A 22,913-nucleotide genomic window follows, 5' to 3' on the forward strand; every position below is an offset into this window, starting at 1 on the left:
TTTTTTCTATGAATTATATAGGAAAGGTTTAGCGGACTTCTTCATGAAAAGCGGATGTCTTGGATGGCGCTCTTTTGTAACCCCAAGCGCGTAAAGAGGATAAGATTTTAAAAGGGTTAGGACTTTTTCATTTTGCTTCAAAAAAGCCCCATGTATTCCCCATGCAAGAACAATACGCTCTGCTCGATTAGCAGCTTGCAGCAAAAATTGTTCGTTACTTGCCCCAACAGGTTCCTTTGCTTTTTTCAGCATTTCAGGTGTGCTTGCTCGGTAGGAGAATAAGTTGACAACTTCAAGAGAGCCATATCCCCATTCCTTTGCAAATGCAATACATCTTCTAACAGTGGGATTATCTTTTGTTTCTCCTTCTGTAATTGGATTAAGCATAATAAAGACAACCCTTGGCTTCGTTTCGTCCCAAATACGCCAAAGGGAATAACGGTACACTCTTGTTTCATCTAAGTTTGCGCCTGTAATCATTGTCTAACTCCTTTGCTCATTTTCTTGAAATCAGTTTACCACAAAAAAACTCCTAGTCGCTTGGACTAGGAGAAGGTAACTATTGTTTATGATGCATTGGTCGAACAGTTACTTCGTTTACATTCACATTTTCTGGCTGTGATAAAGCGAAAGTAACGGCTCTTGCAATGTCCCCTGGTTCTAATGGATTGACAGCACTTTGATGGTTTCTACTTATTTCTAATACTTCTTCATCTGTTGTATGGCCTGATAGTTCCGTTTCAACCATGCCTGGCGAAACGTTTGTAACGCGTACGCCTGTTTTTGCTAGTTCTTTCTCCATCCCCATTGATAGCGCCCGCACGGCATATTTTGTTGCCCCGTACACAACGTTTGAACGTGATATTTCATGCCCTGCTACAGAAGAAACGTTAACAATATGACCGCTTCCTTGTTCAATCAACTTCGGAAGCACAGCATGAATCCCATATAGGACACCTTTAATATTAACATCAATCATTTTCTCCCATTCTTCCACCTGATCGTTTTTTAAGAATGAACGATACATAACCCCTGCGTTATTAATGAGAAAGTCAATTCGCCCAAACGCTTCTTGAGCTTTTGTCACCACATTTTCGACTTCTTCTTTTTTCGTTACATCAGCTTGCACAACAAGAGCATTGCTTTTTTCTTCAATTTTACGAGCTAAATTCTCTAACCGTTCTACACGACGAGCGGATAAAACAACTTGAACTCCTTGTTCAGCAAGCTGTAGAGCAATTGCTTCTCCAATACCACTGCTTGCGCCTGTAATAATCGCTACTTTTCCTTGTAAATTCATCTTTTTATTCCTCCTATGTATTTCTTTTCTTTTTCTTTCCCTTTATTATCTTAACGTAATCTATTTTTCAATTAAAATAAAAGAGAGCTTTAATAGCTCTCTTTTACCAGCTTGATTTCTTAACACCAGGAACCTGACCTTTATAAGCAAGCTCTCTAAATGCAATGCGTGACATTTTAAATTTGCGCAAGTATCCACGAGGTCTTCCTGTTACTTGGCATCGATTGTTCAGACGAGTTGGCGAAGAATCACGAGGAAGCTTCTTAAGAGCCTCATAATCCCCTTTTTCTTTTAGTTCTTTGCGAAGCTCTGCGTATTTCTCAACCATTTCTTGACGCTTTAGTTCTTTTACTACTTTTGATTTTTTAGCCATAATATTCTCCTTTCAAAAATAAAATACTCTACTTAAAGCGTAATCATTACGATTTAACTCCATTAGTGTAACTTATCCATTTCAAAAAATCAACTTATTCGCATCATCTGCAAAACATCATTTCTAGTTTTCAAAATGGGTCATATCCATTAGACAGTGAGGCATCTGTCATGTAGAATTGGATTATCTGTTTTTTAGCGGAAAACAAATTAATAGTCTATTAGAAAGGTTGTTTACGCAATGACACAAAACCCTACAGGTAAAGAACGCTTTGCATTAGCGGCTTTACTTAGCTTATTAGCAATACTCGGCCCTCTTAACATCGATATGTATCTTCCAAGCTTTCCTGACATTGTGAAGGACTTGGATACAAATGCATCTCTTGTTCAATTGAGCCTAACAACCTGTCTGATCGGGCTTGCAGTCGGACAGCTCGTTGTTGGACCAATTAGCGATGCGCTTGGGCGCAAAAGACCCATGGTTGTTTCTATTATCTTATTTATTTTAGCTTCTCTTCTTTGCGCCTTCGCTCCAAACATTGTTGTGTTAATCATTGGACGTTTTCTTCAAGGTTTTACAGCTGCAGGTGGAATTGTTGCGTCTCGTGCCGTTGTTCGTGATGTATTTAGCGGTCCTGATTTAACAAAATTCTTTGCCCTTTTAATGGTAATGAATGCAATGGCGCCAATGCTTGCTCCTGTTGCAGGTGGAGCTATTTTATTACTCCCTAACGCTCACTGGAATTTTATTTTCTTCTTTTTAAGTTTACTTGGATTAATTATTGTAAGCTTCACATCTTGGAGATTAAAAGAAAGTTTACCTGTTGAAAAACGCACAAAAACATCGCTAAAGAAAACTTTCCAAACGTTTGGCAGTTTATCAAGAGAGCGTTCGTTTATCGGATATGCTCTAACGCTTGGTTTTGCTCACGGAGGAAGCTTTGCTTATGTATCAGGAACTCCTTTTGTATATCAAGGCATTTATAACGTTTCTCCACAAACATTTAGCTTACTTTTTGGCGTGAATGGTATAGCCATTATTATGGGTACATTTATTGTTGGACGCTGTGCCGGAAAGATTCGTGAACAAACGATTCTTCGCACTGCTTTGCTTATTGCATCTGTCGCAACAACCGTACTACTGATTATGACCATTGTAAAAGGTCCATTGTTTATGATTGTTGGGTCTATCTTTGTGTATATGATTACAATGGGGATGATTACAACAACGTCCTTTTCACTTGCTATTAATAAACAAGGACATCGTGCAGGAAGTGCTAGTGCCCTTCTGGGGATGATGCCTTTATTTATTGGAGCTTGCGTTGCTCCGCTCGTTGGTCTTGATGAAAGTACTGCAATCCCAATGGGAGCGATTATTTTCATTTCTACTATCATTGCGCTCTTTTCATTTTTCCAAATTGCGCGTAAAGGTGAACGTTTAGAAGAGAACATAGCAAAATATTCTGTTACAAGCTAATAAAAGCTGGGCAATTTGTCCAGCTTTTATTTTTATTTTACATTATTCTTTTAGAACATAGTTTAATTAAATATGTATTTTTGTTACTTATTCAATAACATTAGACATTGAAGTCGTTGATTTTTCCCTTTCTCTTGAAAGATTAATCGTTCTTTCAACTTATTTAACATCCTATAAAATGTTTCCTCATCTCCTTCTTATGCTGTGCAATGATGCTTAAAAGAGAAAAAAATGAGGTACCTTTCTTTTCTTCCTTCATACATTCCCTTCTTATCGTTCAATGCTACTAGCTTCAATGCCCTTTCTTGTGCTATACTTCCTTTGTGCATAGTAGAGATTAAAATTGGAGGAATCCTATGTTATCAGTAAATAATATTGGCTTGCGCTTTGGTGATCGCAAGTTATTTGAAGATGTTACGATTAAATTTACGCCAGGAAACTGCTACGGGCTAATTGGAGCAAACGGAGCTGGAAAATCGACTTTCTTGAAGATTTTATCTGGTGAACTTGAAGCTCAAACTGGCGATGTTCATATGAATCCAGGTGAACGCTTAGCTGTTCTTAAGCAGAACCACTTTGAATATGAAGAACATGAAGTTCTTCAAGTTGTTATTATGGGACATGAGCGTCTGTATCAAATTATGAAAGAAAAAGACGCTATTTATATGAAAGAAGACTTCTCTGATGAAGACGGCATTAAAGCAGCTGAACTTGAAGGTGAATTTGCTGAACTTAACGGTTGGGAAGCAGAATCAGAAGCAGCAATCCTTTTAAAAGGACTTGGCATTTCTGAAGATCTTCATACAAAGAAAATGGAAGACCTTACAGGAGCTGAAAAAGTAAAAGTATTATTAGCTCAAGCTCTATTTGGCAAACCTGACGTTCTTCTTCTTGATGAGCCTACAAACCATCTTGACATTAAGGCTATTCAATGGCTTGAAGACTTTCTTATTAACTTTGAAAATACCGTTATCGTTGTTTCCCATGACCGTCACTTCTTAAACCAAGTTTGTACACATATCGCAGATCTTGACTTTGCAAAAATTCAAATCTATGTTGGAAACTACGACTTCTGGTATGAATCAAGTCAGCTTGCAGCAAAATTAACGCAAGAAGCAAATAAGAAAAAAGAAGAAAAAATTAAAGAGCTTCAAAATTTCGTTGCTCGTTTTAGCGCTAATGCATCGAAATCGAAACAAGCAACATCTCGTAAGAAAATGCTTGAGAAAATTACGCTTGATGATATTCAGCCATCTTCTCGCCGCTATCCTTACGTTCAATTTACGCCAGAGCGTGAAATCGGAAATGACCTTTTACGTGTAGAAGGTCTATCTAAAACAATTGATGGTGTGAAAGTGTTAAACAACGTAAGCTTTATTATGAACAAAGACGATAAAATTGCACTTGTTGGCCATAATGAACTTGCTAAAACAACGCTTTTCAAAATTCTAACAGGTGAAATGGAAGCTGATGAAGGAACGTTCAAATGGGGAATTACAACTTCTCAATCTTACTTCCCAAAAGACAATGCTCCTTATTTTGAAGGAAATGATTTAACGCTTGTTGACTGGCTTCGTCAATACTCACCAGATGACCAAACAGAAACATTCCTACGCGGATTCTTAGGTCGTATGCTCTTCTCCGGTGAAGAAGCGATGAAGAAAGCTAGCGTTCTTTCAGGAGGAGAAAAAGTTCGCTGTATGCTTTCTAAAATGATGCTAAGCAATGCGAATGTTCTACTGCTTGATGAACCAACAAACCACTTAGACCTTGAATCTATTACATCATTAAATAACGGACTTATTAACTTCAAAGGATCGCTTATTTTTGCTTCACATGACCATCAGTTTATTCAAACAATTGCAAATCGCATTATTGAATTAACGCCAAACGGTCTTGTTGATAAAGAAATGACATATGATGAATATTTAGCGGATCCTGATGTACAAAAGAAATTAGCTCAACAGCAATAAATAAAAAAGCTTGTAGCACTGTGCTACAAGCTTTTTTATGTACGAAAGTAAATAAACTTCTTCTTTAACACATACAAGATATTAAAACAAAGCACACCAATGGTAAAAACGGTCGGAAGCATTGTTTTTAAGAACGGGAGCTGAATAAAAAAGGTAATCAAGAAAGGATCACTTACCATCATCATTGTTGCACTGTACGTTAAAATAAGAGATCCTGCTGTAATGAGCAATGGATAGCTTCCCATAAGCTGAGCAATGTGAGTGCTTCCCCATACAAGAAAAACAATGCTAATCATAATAGAACCAATCATAAGAGGAAAATTACCTTTTGCAAGCATTGTAATAGACAATACGTTATCTAACCCAATAACAACGTTAGAAAGCAAAATCACAAAAAGTGCTTTTCTGACTGTCTTACTTTTTTTATCTTCTCCATCATCCATCTGTTCTGCTGACGTTAACAATTTCACCGCTGTAACAATAAGTAAAATCCCCCCTACTAACTTCACAAAAGGAAAATGAAGCAGTACGCTTGCTAAGCTTGCTAAAACAACGTAAATGATGATAATTCCGCACGTTCCGTAAATAAACACTTTGCGCCGCTGCACGTCTGTTAAATGGCGGCTTGCCATTCCAATAATAAGAGCATTATCCCCGCTTAAAATAAGGTTTATAAACACAATCTCAACGAGTGTTAACAAAGTTTCCAACCGCTCTTCAGCTCCTGCCTGTCCGCTTTTTATCTACTATATGAACAGCCAAGAAAGTTTATCCCCTTTAAAACGCGAAAAAGCTGCCGAGAAAATTTCTCGACAGCTTTTATATCATTAAAACAGCTTACTTTTGAACGTTAGCTGCTTGTGGTCCACGGTTACCTTCAACGATTTCGAAAGAAACTTCTTGACCTTCTTCTAAAGTTTTGAAGCCTTCGCCTTGAATAGCAGAGAAGTGAACGAATACATCGTCTTGACCTTCAACTTCGATGAAACCGAAACCTTTTTCTGCATTAAACCATTTTACTTTACCTTGTAACATGTTATTTCCTCCTACTGCACAACATATGTGTACAAATATATTACTATTCTTGCCACATATAATACTTCAAGACAAAAACCTTTTTCGAAATGTTTATTCTATCCATACATATAGCGAACAAAAATAATTATCTCTAATGTATCAGGTTTTTAAACATGTTGCAATAGTTTTTCGCAAATTTCCTCTTAAGAAAGCGTTTTATATGGTTTAAATATACATATATACCTTTTAAAGGTTATTTCCGTATTTAGAAGTTGCTTCTTCTAGTGCATTAATGAATCTATAATAAACAGTACTTTTATTTTCAATATTTCCTCTCGACCAATCGTTATTTTCAAAAAAAGAACGTCTGATAGAAGAAGAAATCTCAAGCTGAACACCTTGTTTTAATAGCGTATCATTTACGATATTTTTAGGTTCTTCTCCTCTTAGATCTGCTCTAGGTTCTTCAGTACGGAAGCCATATTTGGTAAGCGCTTTCTTTATTTCATATTTATATAGCTCATTCCTTCCTCCTACATATATAACTCTTTCCTCACTTGAAAAGCCGTGTAAAGAAATCATTGTTTGAGAATGTCTTGCAAGTGTCCTTGCGATAGGCTCATCAAATTTCACTGATGTAATATGAAGAATTCCGTTATCTTGTGATTTAATTCCTTCAAACATATAGTAAGAATAGTTACCTCTCGAGGCTAAACCTTCAACAACTTCTGATGTACCAATTTCAATTCGCCCACCGTGAATCGCAAAAACAGCAATACTTGTATCTCTGTTTTCATAGCGAATACGATAATCAACTCCTTCTTTCTCTCCCTCTTTTAACTGCTCATAGCTCTCATACCCTTCCGAGTTTTGAGAGATGGCTTTTGTTCCGGAATCTAGTTCAATAGGATGTAAAAGCGAAACAAAAAGATTTACAATAAACACAATCAACATAAGAGTTTCTCTCCTCTAAAAACAAAATAGGAACATGACATTTTGTTTATCATTAGGCAGAAAGTAATGTTTAACTTTTAGATCTTTTTGTCCGTTTTTTTTAATATATACACAACTGTTTTCTTATTTATATATGCATTATTTTATTTTCAACCACAAAAAACTCGTTTGTTTAAAACAAACGAGTTTAAGAAAAGCACTTTTCTTGTTCTTCATTTCTAGCTAATAGTTTCTGAAGCTCTTCTTCTTCAAGATGATGAAGATTTTTTCCACTTTGCCCTTGATAAATTCCCTTACTTATTAACCGATAAATCAAAATTGACTGAATCGTAATTTGTTCCATTTTGATTCCCCCTGGCTCTTTGTTATATCTACTATAACAAACCCTAACAAGGATTCCTCTGTATATGTGAGGTTTTCTAACATTTATTTATAAGTAAGGCATAACTCTCGTGAAAAATTGCTGATAATCTTGAAGATGAAAATCTGCTGCAAGATAAGCATTTTGGAACGCACATGTTTTAATCCCGATTTCTCTCCCTGGCTGAAGATCAAGTTCTCGATCGCCAATCACTAAATCAATATGATATAAGTTATGTAAATAACGATATGATTGAGGATCTGGCTTTCGATTATAGCCATCATCAAGGGTAATAATCTCTGTAAAGTAATGCTTTAACTTGTAGTGTGTTAAAATATCCACTGCCGATTTTTTAGCTTTATGAGTCACAATAACGTTACAAGAAGCGGCCTTCAGCACCTCTTCAACGTGAGCAAACGGAGGCTTTTCTCGAACGTCAAGCTCGCTTTCTTGTTGATGAAATGTTTTATCAAACTCCTTTTTTTCAACTCCAAAATAGTCCATTGCATGAAGCGAAGATACTTTTAATTTTTCAAGCACTTCTTCATCACTTACATCCTTATCGTTTATTAACCGTTTAAACGTCTGAACAATAGTCGGATATGTATCAAAAATAGTTCCGTCAAAATCCCATAGAATATTCATTTCTGTTCCCCCTTACATTTATCGTATCACAACAACGCGAAAAAGCAGAGCAATCCCCTTACTGCTCTGCTTTCTTCTCTATATATAAACCCCTTTTATTTAACCCTTAAAACACTCCCATTAGACAGGTAAGTTTGTAACGCCCATCAAATAATGATCAACGCTCTTCGCTACGCCACGACCTTCATTAATTGCCCAAACAATTAAACTTTGACCACGACGTGCATCACCTGCAGCAAAAACGCCATCAACGTTCGTCTCATATGTGCCGTATTCTGCTTTAACACGGTTACGCTCAACTTCTACTCCAAATTGAGAAAGAAGCGGCATTTCTGTTCCTTCAAATCCAATTGCAACAAATACAAGCTGTGCAGGCCATACTTTTTCAGTCCCTGGAATTTCATTGAAAACAAATTTTCCGTTTTCAATTACTTTCTCCATTGCTACTGTATGCACTTCTTTTAAGTTGCCTTCTTCATCTCCCACAAACTTTTTCGTTTGGATAAGATATTCACGAGGATCTTTCCCTAGAGATGCCTGTGCTTCTTCATGAGCATAATCAAGCGCAAATGTAAGCGGTGATTGTGGCCATGGATTATCAAGTGAGCGATCATTTGGTAAAATTGGATGTTTACCAAACTGAGCTAAGCTATTACAGCCTTGACGCACAGCCGTTGCGATACAGTCAGCACCAGTGTCTCCGCCGCCGATTACAATAACATCTTTTCCTTTTGCATCAAAAGCTTCATCAAAATCTGAACCGTTTAACACTTGCTTTGTTGAATGTGTTAAGTAGTCCATTGCAAGATGAACTCCTTTTAATTCGCGTCCTTCCATTACAAGATCACGCTGTTTTTGCGCTCCCGTACAGAGAATGACAGCATCGTATTCTTCTTTCAACTGCTCTGCTGTAATGTCTTTTCCGATCTCTGTATTTGTCACAAAATCAATGCCTTCTTGGCGAAGTAAGTTAACGCGACGTTCTACAACTTCCTTTTCAAGCTTCATGCTTGGAATACCGTACATTAAAAGGCCGCCGATACGATCTGCACGTTCATATACTGTAACAGTGTGACCAACTTGGTTAAGCTGGTCAGCCGCTGCTAATCCTGCTGGACCTGATCCAACAACAGCAATTCTTTTTCCTGTACGCTCGCTTGGAATACGTGGTGTAATCCATCCTTCTTGGAAGCCCTTATCAATGATTGAACGCTCGATATTCTTAATCGCAACGGCTGGATCATTGATTGAAACTGTACAAGAGCCTTCACAAGGCGCTGGACAAACGCGCCCTGTGAACTCTGGAAAATTATTTGTTTTTAGAAGTCTGTTTAACGCTTCTTTCCATCTACCGCGGTACACAAGATCATTCCACTCTGGAATTAAGTTATGAATAGGACAGCCTGCTGTCATCCCATTTATTTCAGTTCCCATTTGGCAAAATGGTGTGCCGCAATCCATACATCGAGCGCCTTGGCGACTCAACTGTTCATCTGTAAATGAGTTGGCGTACTCTTTCCAATCTCCTGTGCGTTTTTTAGGGTCGCGCTGTTTTGGTGCTTCCCGATCATACTCCATAAATCCTGTTGCTTTTCCCATAACCGTTCGCCCCCTTTATTAAGATCCGATTGTTTGAAGAGTCTCATCTACTTTTTCAGATTTATTTGATGAGTTTGCTTTAAAGGCAGCCATAACTGCTTCATCTTTTTCCATTCCAGACGCTTTCATTGCTTCAATTGTTTGTAGCATGCGTTTGTAATCTTTCGGAATGACTTTCACAAACTTTGCAACAGACTCTTCCCAATGAGCTAAAATTTGTGTTGCTTTCACACTTCCTGTATAGTTCATATGTTTTGTTAACATTGCTTTTAGTTCTTTAATGTCTTCTTCATCTTGAAGAGTTTCAAAATACACCATTTCTTTATTTGCCGTTTGATCAAAGTGCTCAACATCATCTGGAAGAACATACGCAACGCCACCTGACATTCCAGCGCCGAAGTTCTTACCAACAGCTCCAATAATAACAGCGCGGCCTCCTGTCATGTACTCACAGCCATGATCTCCAACACCTTCCACAACAGCGTGTGCTCCGCTGTTTCGAACACAGAAGCGTTCCCCAGCGCGACCTTCAATATATGCTTCACCAGCTGTTGCTCCAATAAGTGACACATTTCCAGCAATAACATTGTCTTCTGGCGCCTGGGCTTTTACTTCAGGAGCGCGAACGATAATTTTACCACCTGAAAGTCCTTTTCCAACGTAGTCGTTTGCATCTCCTTGTAAGTTCAGTGTCATCCCTTTTGGAACAAATGCTCCGAAGCTTTGACCTGCTGAACCGTTAAAGCGAAGCGTAATCGTATCTTCTGGAAGACCTTTCTCACCAAAACGACGCGTTACTTCACTTCCCACAATAGTTCCAACAACACGGTTAACGTTGCGAATATTAAAGCTTAAATCAACTTGTGTTCTATCGTTAAGAGCACGCTCACATTTTGGTAAAATCTCAGCTACGTCAAGTGATTGATCAAGCTTATGATTTTGATATTCTGTACGCGTATGCTCTCCTTCTACTTTATAAAGAAGCTTTGTTAAATCAAGATGCTTTGCTTTCCAGTGAGATTTTGTACGGTCACTCACTTCAAGCACTTCTGTTTGACCAACCATTTCCTCTACACTACGGAAGCCAAGCTCTGCCATAATTTCACGTACTTCTTGTGCAATAAAACGCATGAAGTTTACGATATGATCTGGGTCACCTAAAAACTTTTTACGAAGCTCAGGGTTTTGAGTTGCCACACCAACTGGACAAGTATCAAGATGACATGCTCTCATCATAATACAACCAAGAACAACAAGTGGAGCTGTTGCAAACCCGTATTCTTCTGCTCCAAATAGGGCAGCCATTACAACATCACGGCCTGTCATCAGTTTTCCATCTGTTTCTAAAATAACGCGGCTGCGAAGTTTGTTCATCATCAGCGTCTGATGCGCTTCTGTTAAGCCAAGCTCCCATGGAAGACCTGTATGCTTAATACTTGTTTTTGGTGATGCACCTGTTCCTCCATCATAACCACTGATTACAATAACGTCTGCAACTGCTTTTGCAACACCCGCTGCAATCGTTCCAACCCCTGCTTTTGATACAAGCTTTACGCTAATGCGTGCTTTTGAGTTGGCATTTTTAAGATCATGAATAAGCTGTGCTAAGTCTTCAATAGAATAAATATCATGATGCGGCGGTGGTGAAATTAAGCTAACACCAGGCGTTGAGCCACGTACTTCAGCTACCCATGGATATACTTTTGTTCCCGGAAGCTGACCACCTTCACCAGGCTTTGCTCCTTGTGCCATTTTGATTTGAAGCTCATCTGCATTTACAAGATAGTGTGAGTTTACACCAAATCGGCCTGATGCTACTTGTTTAATTGCACTGCGGCGGTAGTCTCCATTTTCGTCTCTTGTAAAACGTGCTGGATCTTCTCCACCTTCTCCACTGTTACTCTTTCCGCCAAGACGGTTCATTGCAATCGCTAATGTTGAATGAGCCTCTTCACTAAGAGATCCAAACGACATTGCTCCTGTTTTGAATCGTTTTACAATCGAATCAACAGACTCTACTTCATCAATTGAAATGCTTTTTCTCTTTTTATTAAATGAAAAGGCATTGCGTAAGAACGTAAGCTGTTCGTCATCTGCCATTTTCGAATATTTTTTGAAAAGTTCATAGTTTCCTGTACGACATGCATGTTGAAGCGTATGAATTGTTTGTGGATTGAACGCATGATGCTCACCATTTCGTCTCCACTGTAGTTCACTTCCAGCCTCAAGCGTTTCATCCTTATAATTGCCAACAAATGCTGCTTCATGACGCATTTTCACTTCTTGTTCAATAACGTCTAGCCCAACTCCGCTAAGCTGTGATGCTGTACCTGTAAAATAGCGGTTAATAACATCTTCTCCGATACCTACTGCTTCAAAAATCTGAGCACCTCTGTAACTTTGTATAGTTGAAACCCCTACTTTTGACATAACTTTTACAACACCTTCAGATGCTGTGTTATTGAAAGTTGCAACAGCTTTGTCATAAGAAACTTTAATAACCCCATCTTTAATTCCTTCACGAAGTGTTTCATATGCAAGGTAAGGATTGATTGCATCAATTCCATAACCAATAAGAACCGCAAAATGGTGAACTTCACGAGCTTCTGCTGTTTCTGCAACTAAGCTTACAGCTGTTCTCGTTCCCTTTTCTACAAGATACTGATGCACAGCACTTCCTGCTAGGAGCGTTGGCATTGCCATATTGTGCTCATCAACGCCTCTGTCTGATAAGACGATAATTGTGTTTCCTTCTGCCATTGCTTTGTCTACTTCCCCACAAAGCGTTTCAAGCGCTTTTTCGATATCTTCTTTAAAAAGAAGTGATAGGGTTTTTGTTTTAAATTCTTTCACATTTGTTTCTTTCAAACGAGCTACTTCTTCATTTGTTAAAAATGGTGCATCAAGCATAATACGACGTGCTGCTGATTTATCAGGGTGAAGAATGTTGCCTTCTTGACCTAACAGCGTCATTGTTGATGTCACAATTTCTTCTCGAATTGCATCAATTGGCGGGTTTGTAACTTGAGCGAAAAGCTGCTTGAAATAGTTGTACAATAAATGTGAACGATTAGAAAGCACAGCAAGCGGTGTATCAAGTCCCATTGACCCAATTGGATCTTTTCCTTCTGTAACCATAGGGATAATATTTTTTGAAACTTCCTCATACGTATAACCAAATGCTTTTTGCAACTGAACTAAATTTTCTACTTTTTCAGAAACTTCAGCTTGCTCTAAATCATTAATTTCAATCATTTGCTCGTTTAACCATTCGCGGTATGGGTGCTCTGAAATCATCTCTTCCTTCAGCTCACGGTCTGAGATAATTCGTCCTTCTTCAAGGTTTAAAAGAAGCATTTTCCCTGGACTTAAACGATCTTTATATAAAACATTCTCCGGATCAACGTCAATTACGCCAACTTCAGAAGAAAGAATAAGATAATCATCTTTTGTTACATAATAACGGGCAGGACGAAGACCGTTACGATCTAAAATAGCGCCAATTTCATTTCCATCTGTAAACACGACTGCCGTTGGACCATCCCACGGCTCCATAAGACAGCTATGATATTGGTAAAAAGCTTTTTTATCGTCTTCCATATTCTCATCGCGTGCCCATGGTTCTGGAATAAGCATCATTGCAGTATGGGCAGGTTTTCTGCCAGCAAGCGTGAAAAATTCAAATGCATTGTCTAAAATAGAAGAATCACTTCCATTTATATCGAGAAGAGGCATTACTTTATCTAGATCATCGCCAAATGCTTTTGAAATAAACTGCTGCTCACGTGCTCTCATCCAGTTAATGTTTCCACGAAGCGTATTAATTTCACCATTGTGAATTAAATAACGGTTTGGATGCGCTCTTTCCCAGCTTGGGAACGTATTTGTACTAAATCGTGAGTGAACAAGTGAAAAACCTGATGTAAAACGCTCGTCTTTTAAATCTTTATAAAAACTAGATACTTTAGACGGTGTCATAAGCCCTTTGTATACGATCGTTTGACTTGAAAGGCTCGCAAAATAGAACGCTGTATTTTCACCAACTTTTTCAGCACGTTTGCGAATTACATACAATTTCCGCTCAAACGGTAAGCCTTCTTCAACATTTTCATTTTTGGCAATGAAAACTTGACGAACGTATGGCTGACTTTCTCTTCCTGTTGGTCCAATGTGCGTACTGTCAACAGGCACCGTTCTCCAGCCTAATAATTGTTGTCCTTCTTCTTCGATTATTCTGTTAATTTCCGATTCATAGTGAGCGCGCTCTTTCTCATCCTGTGGGAAAAAGATCATACCAACTCCATAGTGGCCTTTTTCAGGGAATGTAAAAGTACAAACGCTTTGAAAAAAGTCGTGAGGAATTTGGACCATAATGCCAACTCCATCACTTGTCTCTGGGTCACTTCCCTGCCCACCACGATGCTCTAATTGATCAAGCATATGAAGCCCTTTTTCCACGATATCATGCGACGCACGACCATTTAAATGTGCGTAAAGACCGATTCCACATGCATCATGCTCAAATTCTGGGCGGTAAAGACCTTGTGCTTGAGGTAGTTTATTTATTGTCATAGGGCATTCCTCCAACTCCATTTCTTTTTCTCTCTATGCCGATTACGTTACAATACTAATTGTAGTTTCACAAATTGATATAAACAATATATAATTTAGATTAAAACAATCTCAATATGAGATAGGTTTAAAGGAGGGAGATAAAATGGAGCTCAGACAGCTTATTTATTTTGTAGAAGTGGCAAAGCGTGAGCACGTTTCAGAGGCTGCGTTTGCCCTTCATGTTGCTCAGTCTGCGGTAAGTAGACAAATTAGTAACTTGGAGACAGAACTTGGGGTTGCTCTTTTTGAGCGAGAGGGTCGGAACATTAAATTAACGACAATCGGGAAGCTTTTCTTAACTCACACAGAGACAGCGTTAAAAGCAATTGATAATGCAAAGCAGCTTATTGATGAACATCTTGATCCTGAACGGGGGACAATTAAAATTGGCTTTCCAACAAGCCTTGCAAGCCACACATTACCAACCGTTATTTCCGCCTTTAAAGGAAAACATCCGAACGTTGCCTTTCATCTTCGTCAAGGTTCTTATAAATTTTTAATTGATGCCGTTAAAAACCGAGAAATTGATTTAGCTTTTTTAGGACCTGTTCCACGAGATGATAACGATGTAGAAGGAACGATTTTGTTTTCTGAGAAGATTTTGGCTCTTCTTCCTTCAAACCATCCTCTTGCAAGCAAGGAACGAATCAGGCTTGATCAGCTTCGCAATGATGCGTTCGTTCTTTTTCCAAAAGGTTATGTCTTGCACAGACTTGCGATTGATGCGTGTAAACAGTCGGGATTCAAAGCAAATGTATCATCAGTTGGAGAAGATCTTGATGCAATTAAAGGACTTGTTTCAGCAGGGATTGGTGTAACGCTTCTTCCAGAAAGTACGCTGTATGAAACAATGCCAAAGTTTACGGTAAAAGTGCCGATTGAATTTCCACATGTGACAAGAACCGTTGGTATAATTATTCCTAAACATCGTAAACTTGCTCCATCTGAACAACTTTTTTATGAATTTGTGAAAGACTTTTTCTCTATTCTACAGCAGTACAGTTAAAAAGGCTCCAAGTATGGAAGCCTTTTTAACATGCTTAATCATCATAGTCATAGCGAAAACCGTCTTGACTCTTGTCTTGATTTCCGTTCCCTCGTTCACTTGCCAAATCGCTTCTTTCTTTTTGTTCTTCTTCGGTTTGCTTCTTATTCATCGTAAACCTCCTTTTTTAGGTAGTATGTTCCTAAACGAAAAAAAGATGAACTCAAATATTGAGCTCACCTTTTCTCTACTTTGTAAAGTCCGTTTGTTGGTACTTTTTTGTCGAAATAAGCTTTTATAATATCACCTTCTGCAAGCTTGTCACTAAGAGGTTCCTCAAGGCTCTTTGTCGTAAAGGTAATGCTTGTTCCTTCTTTTGTCTTAGCCTTGTATGAATTCCCATCTATTTTAGTGATTTGATAGTAGTAAATATTAAATCGCTCATTTTTTGTATCTTTTGTTTTCTCAGATGCAGGCAAACTTTGCAAAACTTCTGCTTGCTCCTTCGCATCTGTTTTGTTAGCTACGTTGTTCATATAATAGAAAACTAGTAAACATAAAAACACAAGTAAAAGTACTAGTAGCATTAATTTTTTTCCTGCAATGGACAACCTAATAACCTCCTGTATAGTCTCGGATTGACCATCATATTTTAAACGTATTATAACATAATTTCAATACAGAACGTACATATAGAGGTCAATGTTCACCTTTTGCTCAAAAATGGAAACCAAGCTTTTGAACTACAACTCTTTCTTTTCTCCTAATTACTATGAAGAAATACTAGAAAATATTCCTTTTCAAAAAGATGTGTAAAATATACCGAAGAAGGGAAAAAGAGCACTACATATGAAAGGTGGTAGATAGTATGAAACATCTTGTTTTTTATGATGCTGACTGTCCCCTTTGTTCAAATGTAAAAAAAGTTGTCCAAGCCCTTGATTGGGGAAAACGTCTTGATTGGATGCCTGTTCAATCTATTCAATCTGAACAAAAGTTCCGCTTTTTAGCTAAGCGTAATATTTATGACGAAATTCATATGATTTCTCGTGATAATGAACTGTTTAGCGGATTTTATACCGTTCGGAAAATTTTAAAATCACTCCCGCTTACATGGCCAATTGGCATGCTTCTTTTTCTTCCGCTCATGGAGAAGCTAGGTGTGCCACTTTATACATGGGTTTCTGAAAACCGCTATGAATGGTTTGGACGCTATTCGGAAAAAGGACAGCACGCGTATTAAACAAAGAACCGAGGCAAAAGCCTCGGTCTTTCTTATTTTCCACCAACAATAACATCAGAATCAGAGCCAACAACTTTCGTTTGAACATTTTTGTCTCCATCCCATTTCTCAATACGCTTCATTTCAATTACTTCTGGTGTTAATGATTCACTGACTACTTTGTTTGCTTCTGCTTCTGCTTTTGCTTTAATAATTGCAGCGTCTGCCTTACCTTGTGCTTCTACTTTTGCTTTTTCAGCCTGCACTTCTGCTTGCTGCTTCTCAACGTTCATTGCTTCAAGCTTTTGCTGTGCATCTACAACATTTTGAATCGCTTTTTGTGTTTTTTCATCTGGTTTTGGTGTACCAAGAACAAAGTCTGAAACAACGAATCCATACTTATTGGCATCTTTTATAAACTCTTGCTCAATCTCTGTTTTAATCTGCTCACGCTTTTGGAAGATTTCAAGAATCGTGTATTTAGATGTTACAGATAATGCCGCATCTTTCATCCGTGACTGAAGGAACGTGTTCTCAATCACTTCTGGCTTTGCTCCTTTAAACTTATTGAAGATATCAACAACTTTCTCAGGATTGTTTGCGTAGTTATATGTTGCATCAATATCAAGCGGTTTTCCATCTTTCGTTGCAAGTGGTACATCTTCATATGATACCGTTTCCATTGCAACCGGATATTGTGTGACTTTCTTCCATGGAGATACAAAGTGCCATCCTTGACCAAGCGTTTGCTTTTCAACCCCTCCAGATCTATTGTACACAACCCCGATATGACCTTGATCAACTTGAGTAATCGACATAATAGCAAGTACCCCACCTAAAATAATCGCTAGCCCTACAAGCACGGCCCCAAGCTTTGCTTTTCCTGTTTTCAACATATTATTTTCCCTCCTTGTCTTTAAATGCATCTTTTACTTCCTCTGCTTTCTCTCCAACTTTTTGAAATACACCCTTCTTCCCTAACCAAAGCCATATGCCTCCAAGGCTTAAAAAGAACAAAATAAATAAAACGTATAAAGAAAACAATTGCATCACCCCATTAACTTATTAAAGTGAAAAAGTTCACATTAATCCACCCTTCCTTATTTGGAGAAGGTATTTTAATTCCTCTTTTACACTTTATGTTGTTATCTTAGTATTATTTACGATAAGGTTACGAAAAGGTTTCATTTTTTTAAAGAAAATTGTAAAAAAGCAAAGAAATGGAGATTTCTTTGCTTTTGGCTTACTGTATGAGTGTTTTTGAAGTATTTATATTGTAAAGATATTTTAGCTAGTTTATTTATTTCTCTAATTCTTTGTTTTATTTAACTATTTCATCTTGCGTTTGAACCCATGCTTTCTCCATATCCTTTGGTTCAGATTGAATTTCAACCTCAATCTGATTTATAAGGTCTGATTTCTTATCTTCTAAATAGCGTATACTCATATTAATTTGAAAGATTTGAGTTCCGACTGTTTCTACAAAAGAGCTCATTAGGCTCTGACTTTTAGAAAACTCTTGAAGAAACTGTGCCCTTTTATTTCCTTGCCAATATGTTTCAGCTGTACCTGTTATAACAAGATTCTTAGTTACATTAAAAATAAGCCCAGAATCTTCTCTCAGCACGTGATATTCTCTTACACATCTATGTAATTCTTCAATTTGTTTATTTAGTTTATCTAGTTTCTCGTGCAATGCATCTAATGTTCGGCTCATAAAAATCGTCCTCTGTTAAAAATTATAAAATTATAAAATTTATAACTTTTGAATTTTAACAAAGGAAAAGTCTATATTCATGAGTATTTTCACCTGAAAAGGATAATAAAGTAGGCATAAAGATATGTATACTTATAACTTCAAGATTTTATAGCTTACTATTATATAAAAACAAAACTTATAATAAATGTAACCCTTTTCTGTATCATCCCCCCTCTACTTCCATTAATCTACCAGTAAATAAACCGCGGTTCATGAGCCAATTCTCCTTAAAACCCTATCTTATTCAACTAAAGAGTAGAAAGATCGCAAGAATAAAGACCTTTCTTTTCAAATAAAAAAACTGCCGAATCCTCGGCAGTTTTTAAAACATACTCAACGCATACTTTCTAGACATCATTTCTAACAACTTAATACCTGCTACACTGTTCCCTTTATCATCTAGTGCAGCACCGTAGATACCAATTCCACAGCGATTAGGCACAGCTCCCATTACACCGCCTGATACGCCACTTTTGGCTGGAATGCCAACATCAATTGCAAATTCTCCAGAAGCATTATACATCCCGCACGTCACCATAAATGTTTTACATATTCTTGCGATATTAGCTGGAATGATTTGCTTTCCTGTTCTTGGGTCTACACCGTTCATTGCAAACACGCAGCCAATTCTCGCTAAGTCTACAGAATCAACTTCAATTGCACACTGTTTTGTATATAGCTCCATTAACTCTTCAACATCTTCGTTAATGACGTCATGCTGTTTTAAGAAATAACAAAGAGCTCTGTTTAATTCAGCTGTTTCAAATTCAGACTGAGCAATTTCTTTATTATACGTAATTGTAGGCTTGTCTGTAAGTTCTTTAACAAAGTCTAAAAGACGATTAAATCTTTCCTCTACGCTGCTTCCCATAAGCATATGTGTAACAGCTAAAGCTCCTGCGTTAATCATTGGGTTCAGAGGTTTAGAAGGTGAAATCGTCTCTAATTTAATAACTGAATTAAACGGATCGCCCGTAGGCTCTTTTCCTACATAGTCAAATACGAAATCTTCTCCTCTATCCATTAACGCTAGTGCTAAACTAATGACCTTAGAGATACTTTGTAACGTCATCTTATGTTTAACATCTCCCGCTGCATAACAGTTACCATTTGGATAATAGACGGCAACAGCTAATTTATCTGGATCTGCTTCTCTTAAAGCTGGTATGTATTGAGCAACTTGTCCTTCTTTTGTATAAATTCTAGCTTCATCAACTAGGTTTTTTAAGTCTTGACTTGATTCACATTGCATTAGCATAACTCCTCACCTACATTTCTCTCTTTAGGTTATCCCATTAGAGGTTGTTTATTAAATATACTTCTTTCATATCTGAGCTTTCAAATCTTGTTTTACATTGTTCCCAATCGTTTCTTTTCACCACGTTGTTTACATAGTAGAAAAATTTTTGAATATAAAGTTATAAAGACATTTTTAAGGTGGCGAAGAAACGTGTGGACTAAACAAGCAAAACAGCATACAACTCATCTTATCAAGGAGCTCCGCGAACTTCAACAAGAGAATGGTTCATGGCTCTTTCCTTTTGAAACAGGCGTTATGGCTGATGCCTATATGATTTTAACCCTAAGAGCACTTGGAGCTGAAGAAGAGCCCTTGATTGCCAAACTTTCTAAGCGGATTCTTTCCCTTCAGCATAAAGACGGTACATGGCGACACTATGAAGACGAGCCACAAGGCAATTTGTCAGCAACCATTCAAGCATATACAGCTCTACTTGTAGCAGGAGCTTCTTCAAAAGAGGAAACGCATATGAAACGAGCAGAGCGCTTTATTCAGCAAAACGGCGGTGTGAAAAAAGCTCATTTTTTAACGAAATGGATGCTTTGTGCAAACGGCTTATATCCATGGCCGCGCTTTTTTTATGTACCGATGACTATCATGAATATCCCCACGTCTTTTCCGCTTAATTTCTTTTCGTTAAGCACATATGCGCGTATTCATTTTGTACCAATGATGATTGCTGCTAACAAAAAGTTTTCCATCCCGAGTAATCATAGCATCTACTCTCTCTATGAACGTGAAGGAGCTGAAGAAGAATGGAATGTTGAAGATGAACGCTTCATTATTAAAGATCTGTTTTTTTATTTAAAACGATTGCGCAACTTACCAAGTTACATGCATCAAGCAGGCTATAAAAAGGCTGAATCGTATATGATTAGCCGAATTGAAGATGACGGCACCTTGTACAGCTATGCAACGGCTACATTTTTTATGATTTATGGATTACTAGCATTAGGGTATGAAAAAAACTCTCCTCTTATTATCAATGCCATAAATGGTCTAAAAAAGCTCGTCACAACTGTTGACGGCATGAATCATCTTGAAAATTCAACCTCAACTGTATGGGATACAGCATTGCTTTCTTATTCTCTGCAAGAAAGCGGTGTGAGTTATAAGGATCCAATGATAAAAAAAGCGAGTTTCTACCTATTAAATAACCAGCACAAAAAAGTAGCAGACTGGGCTGTTCACAATCCCCACATAGCGCCTGGAGGATGGGGATTTTCACATAACAATACGATAAATCCCGATCTTGATGACACGTCTGCCGCCCTAAGAGCCATCACTGCTCCAAGCGTTCACGATACTCGGTATCTTAGCTCATGGAATAGAGGCGTTGATTGGCTTTTATCTATGCAAAATAGAGATGGAGGATGGGCGGCATTTGAAAAAAACGTTGATTTTCAGCTCCTAACTCATATTCCGTTAAAAAATGCAGAAGATGCTATTATTGATCCTTCAACAGCAGATTTAACAGGGCGAGTGCTTCAGTTTCTCGGAAAATTCGCTGGTTTAACAGAAAAACATCCAGCCGTAAAGCGAGCTGTGAAGTGGCTTTGTAATCAGCAAGAGAGAGATGGTTCATGGTATGGTCGCTGGGGAGTTTGCTATATTTACGGCACATGGGCAGCTTTAACAGGGATGAGAGCTGTTGGGGTGCCACTTGATGACCCTCACATCCAAAAAGGCGTTCTCTTTCTTAAAAAACATCAGCGTCAAGATGGAGGATGGGGTGAATCTTGCCGAAGCTCTGAAGTCAAAAAATACGTACCTCTTTCATTTAGTACTCCTTCTCAAACATCATGGGCACTTGATGCTCTTTTAACATGTTTGCCAAAGGAACACGTCACAATTAAAAACGGAGTAAAATTTCTTTTAACCCCGCATATTCATAAAGCAAAAACATATCCAACGGGAATTGGCTTACCAGAGCAGTTTTATATTCGCTATCACAGCTATAACTATATCTTTCCTCTTCTTGCTCTTAGTCACTATTGCCAAGCGTAAAACGCTTGGCTTTTCTGTAAAAAGAAAAGAATAAGCAATTGCTTATTCTTCGAAATATTCCTTATAATAGCCGCCAACTTTTCCTGTGTTGTCAACAACGAAATAAAACTCTTCTGTTTCGTTTTTGACTTCATATGTTTTATTTACGCTTAGTACGTTTTCAACCATATATTTACTTGCATTTGTATGCACACATTTAATTTCTTTAATTGTTGGACGATCTTTCCAGTTTTGATGAATCATGAACGTACACTCCTTTAAGTTTGTCCGTTCTATTGTACCGAATTCTTACTCTAAAAAAAAGAGGCTAACATCTTTCACTAATAAACTTTACGATTTTTTCACATAAAAAGCCTTGATCATGATCAAGTGTTGCAACATGAAAGCTATTTGATAGCGTTATCATTTCTTTTTGCTCGCTTTCAACATTGCTGAAAACATATTGGCTATTATGGGGTGGAACAACATTGTCCGTTTTAGAAGAAAGCAAAAGAAGCGGTGATGTCACTTCGTGAAGATTGTTCTTCACTTTCTCCATTAATGCAGTGAGCTCTCTTATTGACGCAACAGGTGTTTTTTCATAAGCAAGTTCGTGTACGCCTTCTTTCTTAATATCAGAGCCGATTCCGGTTAAAAAGCGAGCTTCTGTCTCGCTCTGCTGTTTTAAATGAGGCATATCAATAGCCGGATTAATCGGAATAATGCCTGCGATATTTTGGTATTGAGCACCTAAATGAAGGGCTAGCGTTCCACCCATCGAAAGGCCTGTTACAAATATACGTTCACATGCTTCAGTTAGTTTTTCATATCCTTCTTGAGCAGAGGAAAGCCAGTCCTCTTTCGTGCTTTTTTCCATATCTTCATGATGCGTCCCATGCCCTTTAAGGCGTGGGGCATATACAGTGTATCCTTTATCTTTTAGCACAGTATATACAGGTTTCACGCTTTGCGTTGTACCTGTAAACCCATGGAGCACTAATACCCCTATTTCACTACCTTGATGATAAAGCTCTTCAGCGTTCTGAACAACCGCATACTTTTCATCCATCCCTTGTCACCCTTTGTACTCTTTTTTTCTATCGTACCATGTGACAGAATATTAAAACAAATTAAAACATCCTCTTATACAAAAAAAAAGCTTAGCTATCCGCTAAGCTTTTTTATTTATTTAGCAAGTTGAACGTCAATCTGTTCTTGTTCTTGCGGTGTTAATGTTTCTGTATGTTTAAACTCTCCAAGTGTGAATAAAAGTCCAGCAACAATAGCGATCGGCAGTACAATACCAAATGTTCTTTTTAAAATAGTCATGATTTTCTCTCCTTTTATTA

At 37.8% G+C, this 22,913-nt stretch carries 23 protein-coding genes; 5 read left to right on the forward strand and 18 right to left on the reverse strand.

Annotation, left to right across the window (positions count from 1 at the left end; genetic code table 11):
- Positions 1-6 precede the first annotated feature (6 nt).
- The 3 genes from B9N79_RS21115 to rpsN all read right to left on the reverse strand — a co-directional run bounded on the left by B9N79_RS21115 (position 7) and on the right by rpsN (position 1,673).
- Positions 7-480 (reverse strand): DUF1643 domain-containing protein, encoded by a 474-nt coding sequence (locus B9N79_RS21115; protein WP_048896747.1) that lies wholly within the window; start codon positions 478-480, stop codon positions 7-9.
- 79 nt (positions 481-559) lie between these two features.
- Positions 560-1,300 (reverse strand): SDR family oxidoreductase, encoded by a 741-nt coding sequence (locus tag B9N79_RS21120; protein WP_040058092.1) that lies wholly within the window; start codon positions 1,298-1,300, stop codon positions 560-562.
- A 103-nt stretch (positions 1,301-1,403) separates the two neighbouring features.
- Positions 1,404-1,673 (reverse strand): 30S ribosomal protein S14, encoded by a 270-nt coding sequence (gene rpsN / locus B9N79_RS21125; RefSeq protein ID WP_040058093.1) that lies wholly within the window; start codon positions 1,671-1,673, stop codon positions 1,404-1,406.
- A 240-nt stretch (positions 1,674-1,913) separates the two neighbouring features.
- Between rpsN and B9N79_RS21130 the strand changes: the two genes are divergently transcribed.
- The gene (locus B9N79_RS21130; RefSeq protein ID WP_019393418.1) at positions 1,914-3,149 is read left to right on the forward strand and encodes a Bcr/CflA family efflux MFS transporter; all 1,236 of its coding nucleotides are present in this window, start codon (positions 1,914-1,916) and stop codon (positions 3,147-3,149) included.
- Positions 3,150-3,505: 356 nt separating this feature from the next.
- The gene (locus B9N79_RS21135) at positions 3,506-5,122 is read left to right on the forward strand and encodes an ABC-F family ATP-binding cassette domain-containing protein (RefSeq protein WP_019393416.1); all 1,617 of its coding nucleotides are present in this window, start codon (positions 3,506-3,508) and stop codon (positions 5,120-5,122) included.
- Positions 5,123-5,157: 35 nt separating this feature from the next.
- On the opposite strand, the gene B9N79_RS21140 is transcribed toward B9N79_RS21135, so the two are convergent.
- From B9N79_RS21140 to gltB, 7 genes are all read right to left on the reverse strand, one after another.
- Entirely contained in the window at positions 5,158-5,832 is a 675-nt protein-coding gene (locus B9N79_RS21140) for a YjbE family putative metal transport protein (protein ID WP_048896746.1), read from the reverse strand.
- Between the two features lie 127 nt (positions 5,833-5,959).
- Complete coding sequence (gene cspD, locus B9N79_RS21145; RefSeq protein WP_019393414.1) at positions 5,960-6,157, reverse strand: cold-shock protein CspD; 198 nt, start codon at positions 6,155-6,157, stop codon at positions 5,960-5,962.
- A gap of 228 nt (positions 6,158-6,385) precedes the next feature.
- Complete coding sequence (locus B9N79_RS21150) at positions 6,386-7,093, reverse strand: poly-gamma-glutamate hydrolase family protein (protein ID WP_040058094.1); 708 nt, start codon at positions 7,091-7,093, stop codon at positions 6,386-6,388.
- Positions 7,094-7,280: 187 nt separating this feature from the next.
- Positions 7,281-7,436: a hypothetical protein gene (locus tag B9N79_RS26260; RefSeq protein WP_019393412.1), complete on the reverse strand. Its 156-nt coding sequence runs from the start codon at positions 7,434-7,436 to the stop codon at positions 7,281-7,283.
- An 87-nt stretch (positions 7,437-7,523) separates the two neighbouring features.
- Positions 7,524-8,099, reverse strand: a complete 576-nt coding sequence (locus B9N79_RS21155) for an HAD-IA family hydrolase (RefSeq protein WP_040058095.1) — start codon at positions 8,097-8,099, stop codon at positions 7,524-7,526.
- A gap of 120 nt (positions 8,100-8,219) precedes the next feature.
- The gene (locus B9N79_RS21160) at positions 8,220-9,698 is read right to left on the reverse strand and encodes a glutamate synthase subunit beta (protein WP_019393410.1); all 1,479 of its coding nucleotides are present in this window, start codon (positions 9,696-9,698) and stop codon (positions 8,220-8,222) included.
- Between the two features lie 18 nt (positions 9,699-9,716).
- Positions 9,717-14,270, reverse strand: a complete 4,554-nt coding sequence (gene gltB, locus B9N79_RS21165; protein WP_046217010.1) for a glutamate synthase large subunit — start codon at positions 14,268-14,270, stop codon at positions 9,717-9,719.
- A gap of 145 nt (positions 14,271-14,415) precedes the next feature.
- On the opposite strand from gltB, the gene gltC reads away from it, so the two are divergent.
- Positions 14,416-15,318, forward strand: a complete 903-nt coding sequence (gltC, locus tag B9N79_RS21170; protein ID WP_019393408.1) for a glutamate biosynthesis transcriptional regulator GltC — start codon at positions 14,416-14,418, stop codon at positions 15,316-15,318.
- Between the two features lie 215 nt (positions 15,319-15,533).
- Here the strand turns inward: gltC and B9N79_RS21175 are convergent, their stop codons facing one another.
- Positions 15,534-15,908 (reverse strand): hypothetical protein, encoded by a 375-nt coding sequence (locus tag B9N79_RS21175; RefSeq protein ID WP_019393406.1) that lies wholly within the window; start codon positions 15,906-15,908, stop codon positions 15,534-15,536.
- 257 nt (positions 15,909-16,165) lie between these two features.
- Between B9N79_RS21175 and B9N79_RS21180 the strand changes: the two genes are divergently transcribed.
- Positions 16,166-16,540, forward strand: a complete 375-nt coding sequence (locus tag B9N79_RS21180; RefSeq protein WP_019393405.1) for a thiol-disulfide oxidoreductase DCC family protein — start codon at positions 16,166-16,168, stop codon at positions 16,538-16,540.
- A gap of 32 nt (positions 16,541-16,572) precedes the next feature.
- Here the strand turns inward: B9N79_RS21180 and B9N79_RS21185 are convergent, their stop codons facing one another.
- The 4 genes from B9N79_RS21185 to glsA all read right to left on the reverse strand — a co-directional run bounded on the left by B9N79_RS21185 (position 16,573) and on the right by glsA (position 19,530).
- Complete coding sequence (locus B9N79_RS21185; protein ID WP_019393404.1) at positions 16,573-17,415, reverse strand: prohibitin family protein; 843 nt, start codon at positions 17,413-17,415, stop codon at positions 16,573-16,575.
- 1 nt (position 17,416) lies between these two features.
- Positions 17,417-17,563 (reverse strand): hypothetical protein, encoded by a 147-nt coding sequence (locus tag B9N79_RS26265; RefSeq protein ID WP_019393403.1) that lies wholly within the window; start codon positions 17,561-17,563, stop codon positions 17,417-17,419.
- Between the two features lie 277 nt (positions 17,564-17,840).
- Positions 17,841-18,236: a hypothetical protein gene (locus tag B9N79_RS21190; protein ID WP_040058098.1), complete on the reverse strand. Its 396-nt coding sequence runs from the start codon at positions 18,234-18,236 to the stop codon at positions 17,841-17,843.
- A gap of 364 nt (positions 18,237-18,600) precedes the next feature.
- Positions 18,601-19,530, reverse strand: a complete 930-nt coding sequence (gene glsA, locus B9N79_RS21195; RefSeq protein ID WP_019393401.1) for a glutaminase A — start codon at positions 19,528-19,530, stop codon at positions 18,601-18,603.
- 198 nt (positions 19,531-19,728) lie between these two features.
- On the opposite strand from glsA, the gene shc reads away from it, so the two are divergent.
- Positions 19,729-21,585, forward strand: coding sequence for a squalene--hopene cyclase (gene shc / locus B9N79_RS21200; RefSeq protein ID WP_046216852.1), 1,857 nt, complete (start codon positions 19,729-19,731; stop codon positions 21,583-21,585).
- A 42-nt stretch (positions 21,586-21,627) separates the two neighbouring features.
- Here the strand turns inward: shc and B9N79_RS21205 are convergent, their stop codons facing one another.
- From B9N79_RS21205 to B9N79_RS26270, 3 genes are all read right to left on the reverse strand, one after another.
- Positions 21,628-21,828, reverse strand: a complete 201-nt coding sequence (locus B9N79_RS21205; protein ID WP_019393399.1) for a DUF6501 family protein — start codon at positions 21,826-21,828, stop codon at positions 21,628-21,630.
- 64 nt (positions 21,829-21,892) lie between these two features.
- Complete coding sequence (locus B9N79_RS21210) at positions 21,893-22,633, reverse strand: alpha/beta hydrolase (protein ID WP_019393398.1); 741 nt, start codon at positions 22,631-22,633, stop codon at positions 21,893-21,895.
- Between the two features lie 116 nt (positions 22,634-22,749).
- Positions 22,750-22,893 carry a CapE family protein gene (locus tag B9N79_RS26270; protein WP_019393397.1) on the reverse strand — a complete coding sequence of 48 codons (144 nt, stop codon included), beginning with the start codon at positions 22,891-22,893 and terminating at the stop codon, positions 22,750-22,752.
- Positions 22,894-22,913: the final 20 nt, after the last annotated feature.

This window comes from Priestia filamentosa, from assembly GCF_900177535.1.
In the GTDB taxonomy this organism is placed as follows: Bacteria; Bacillota; Bacilli; order Bacillales; family Bacillaceae_H; genus Bacillus_I; species Bacillus_I filamentosa.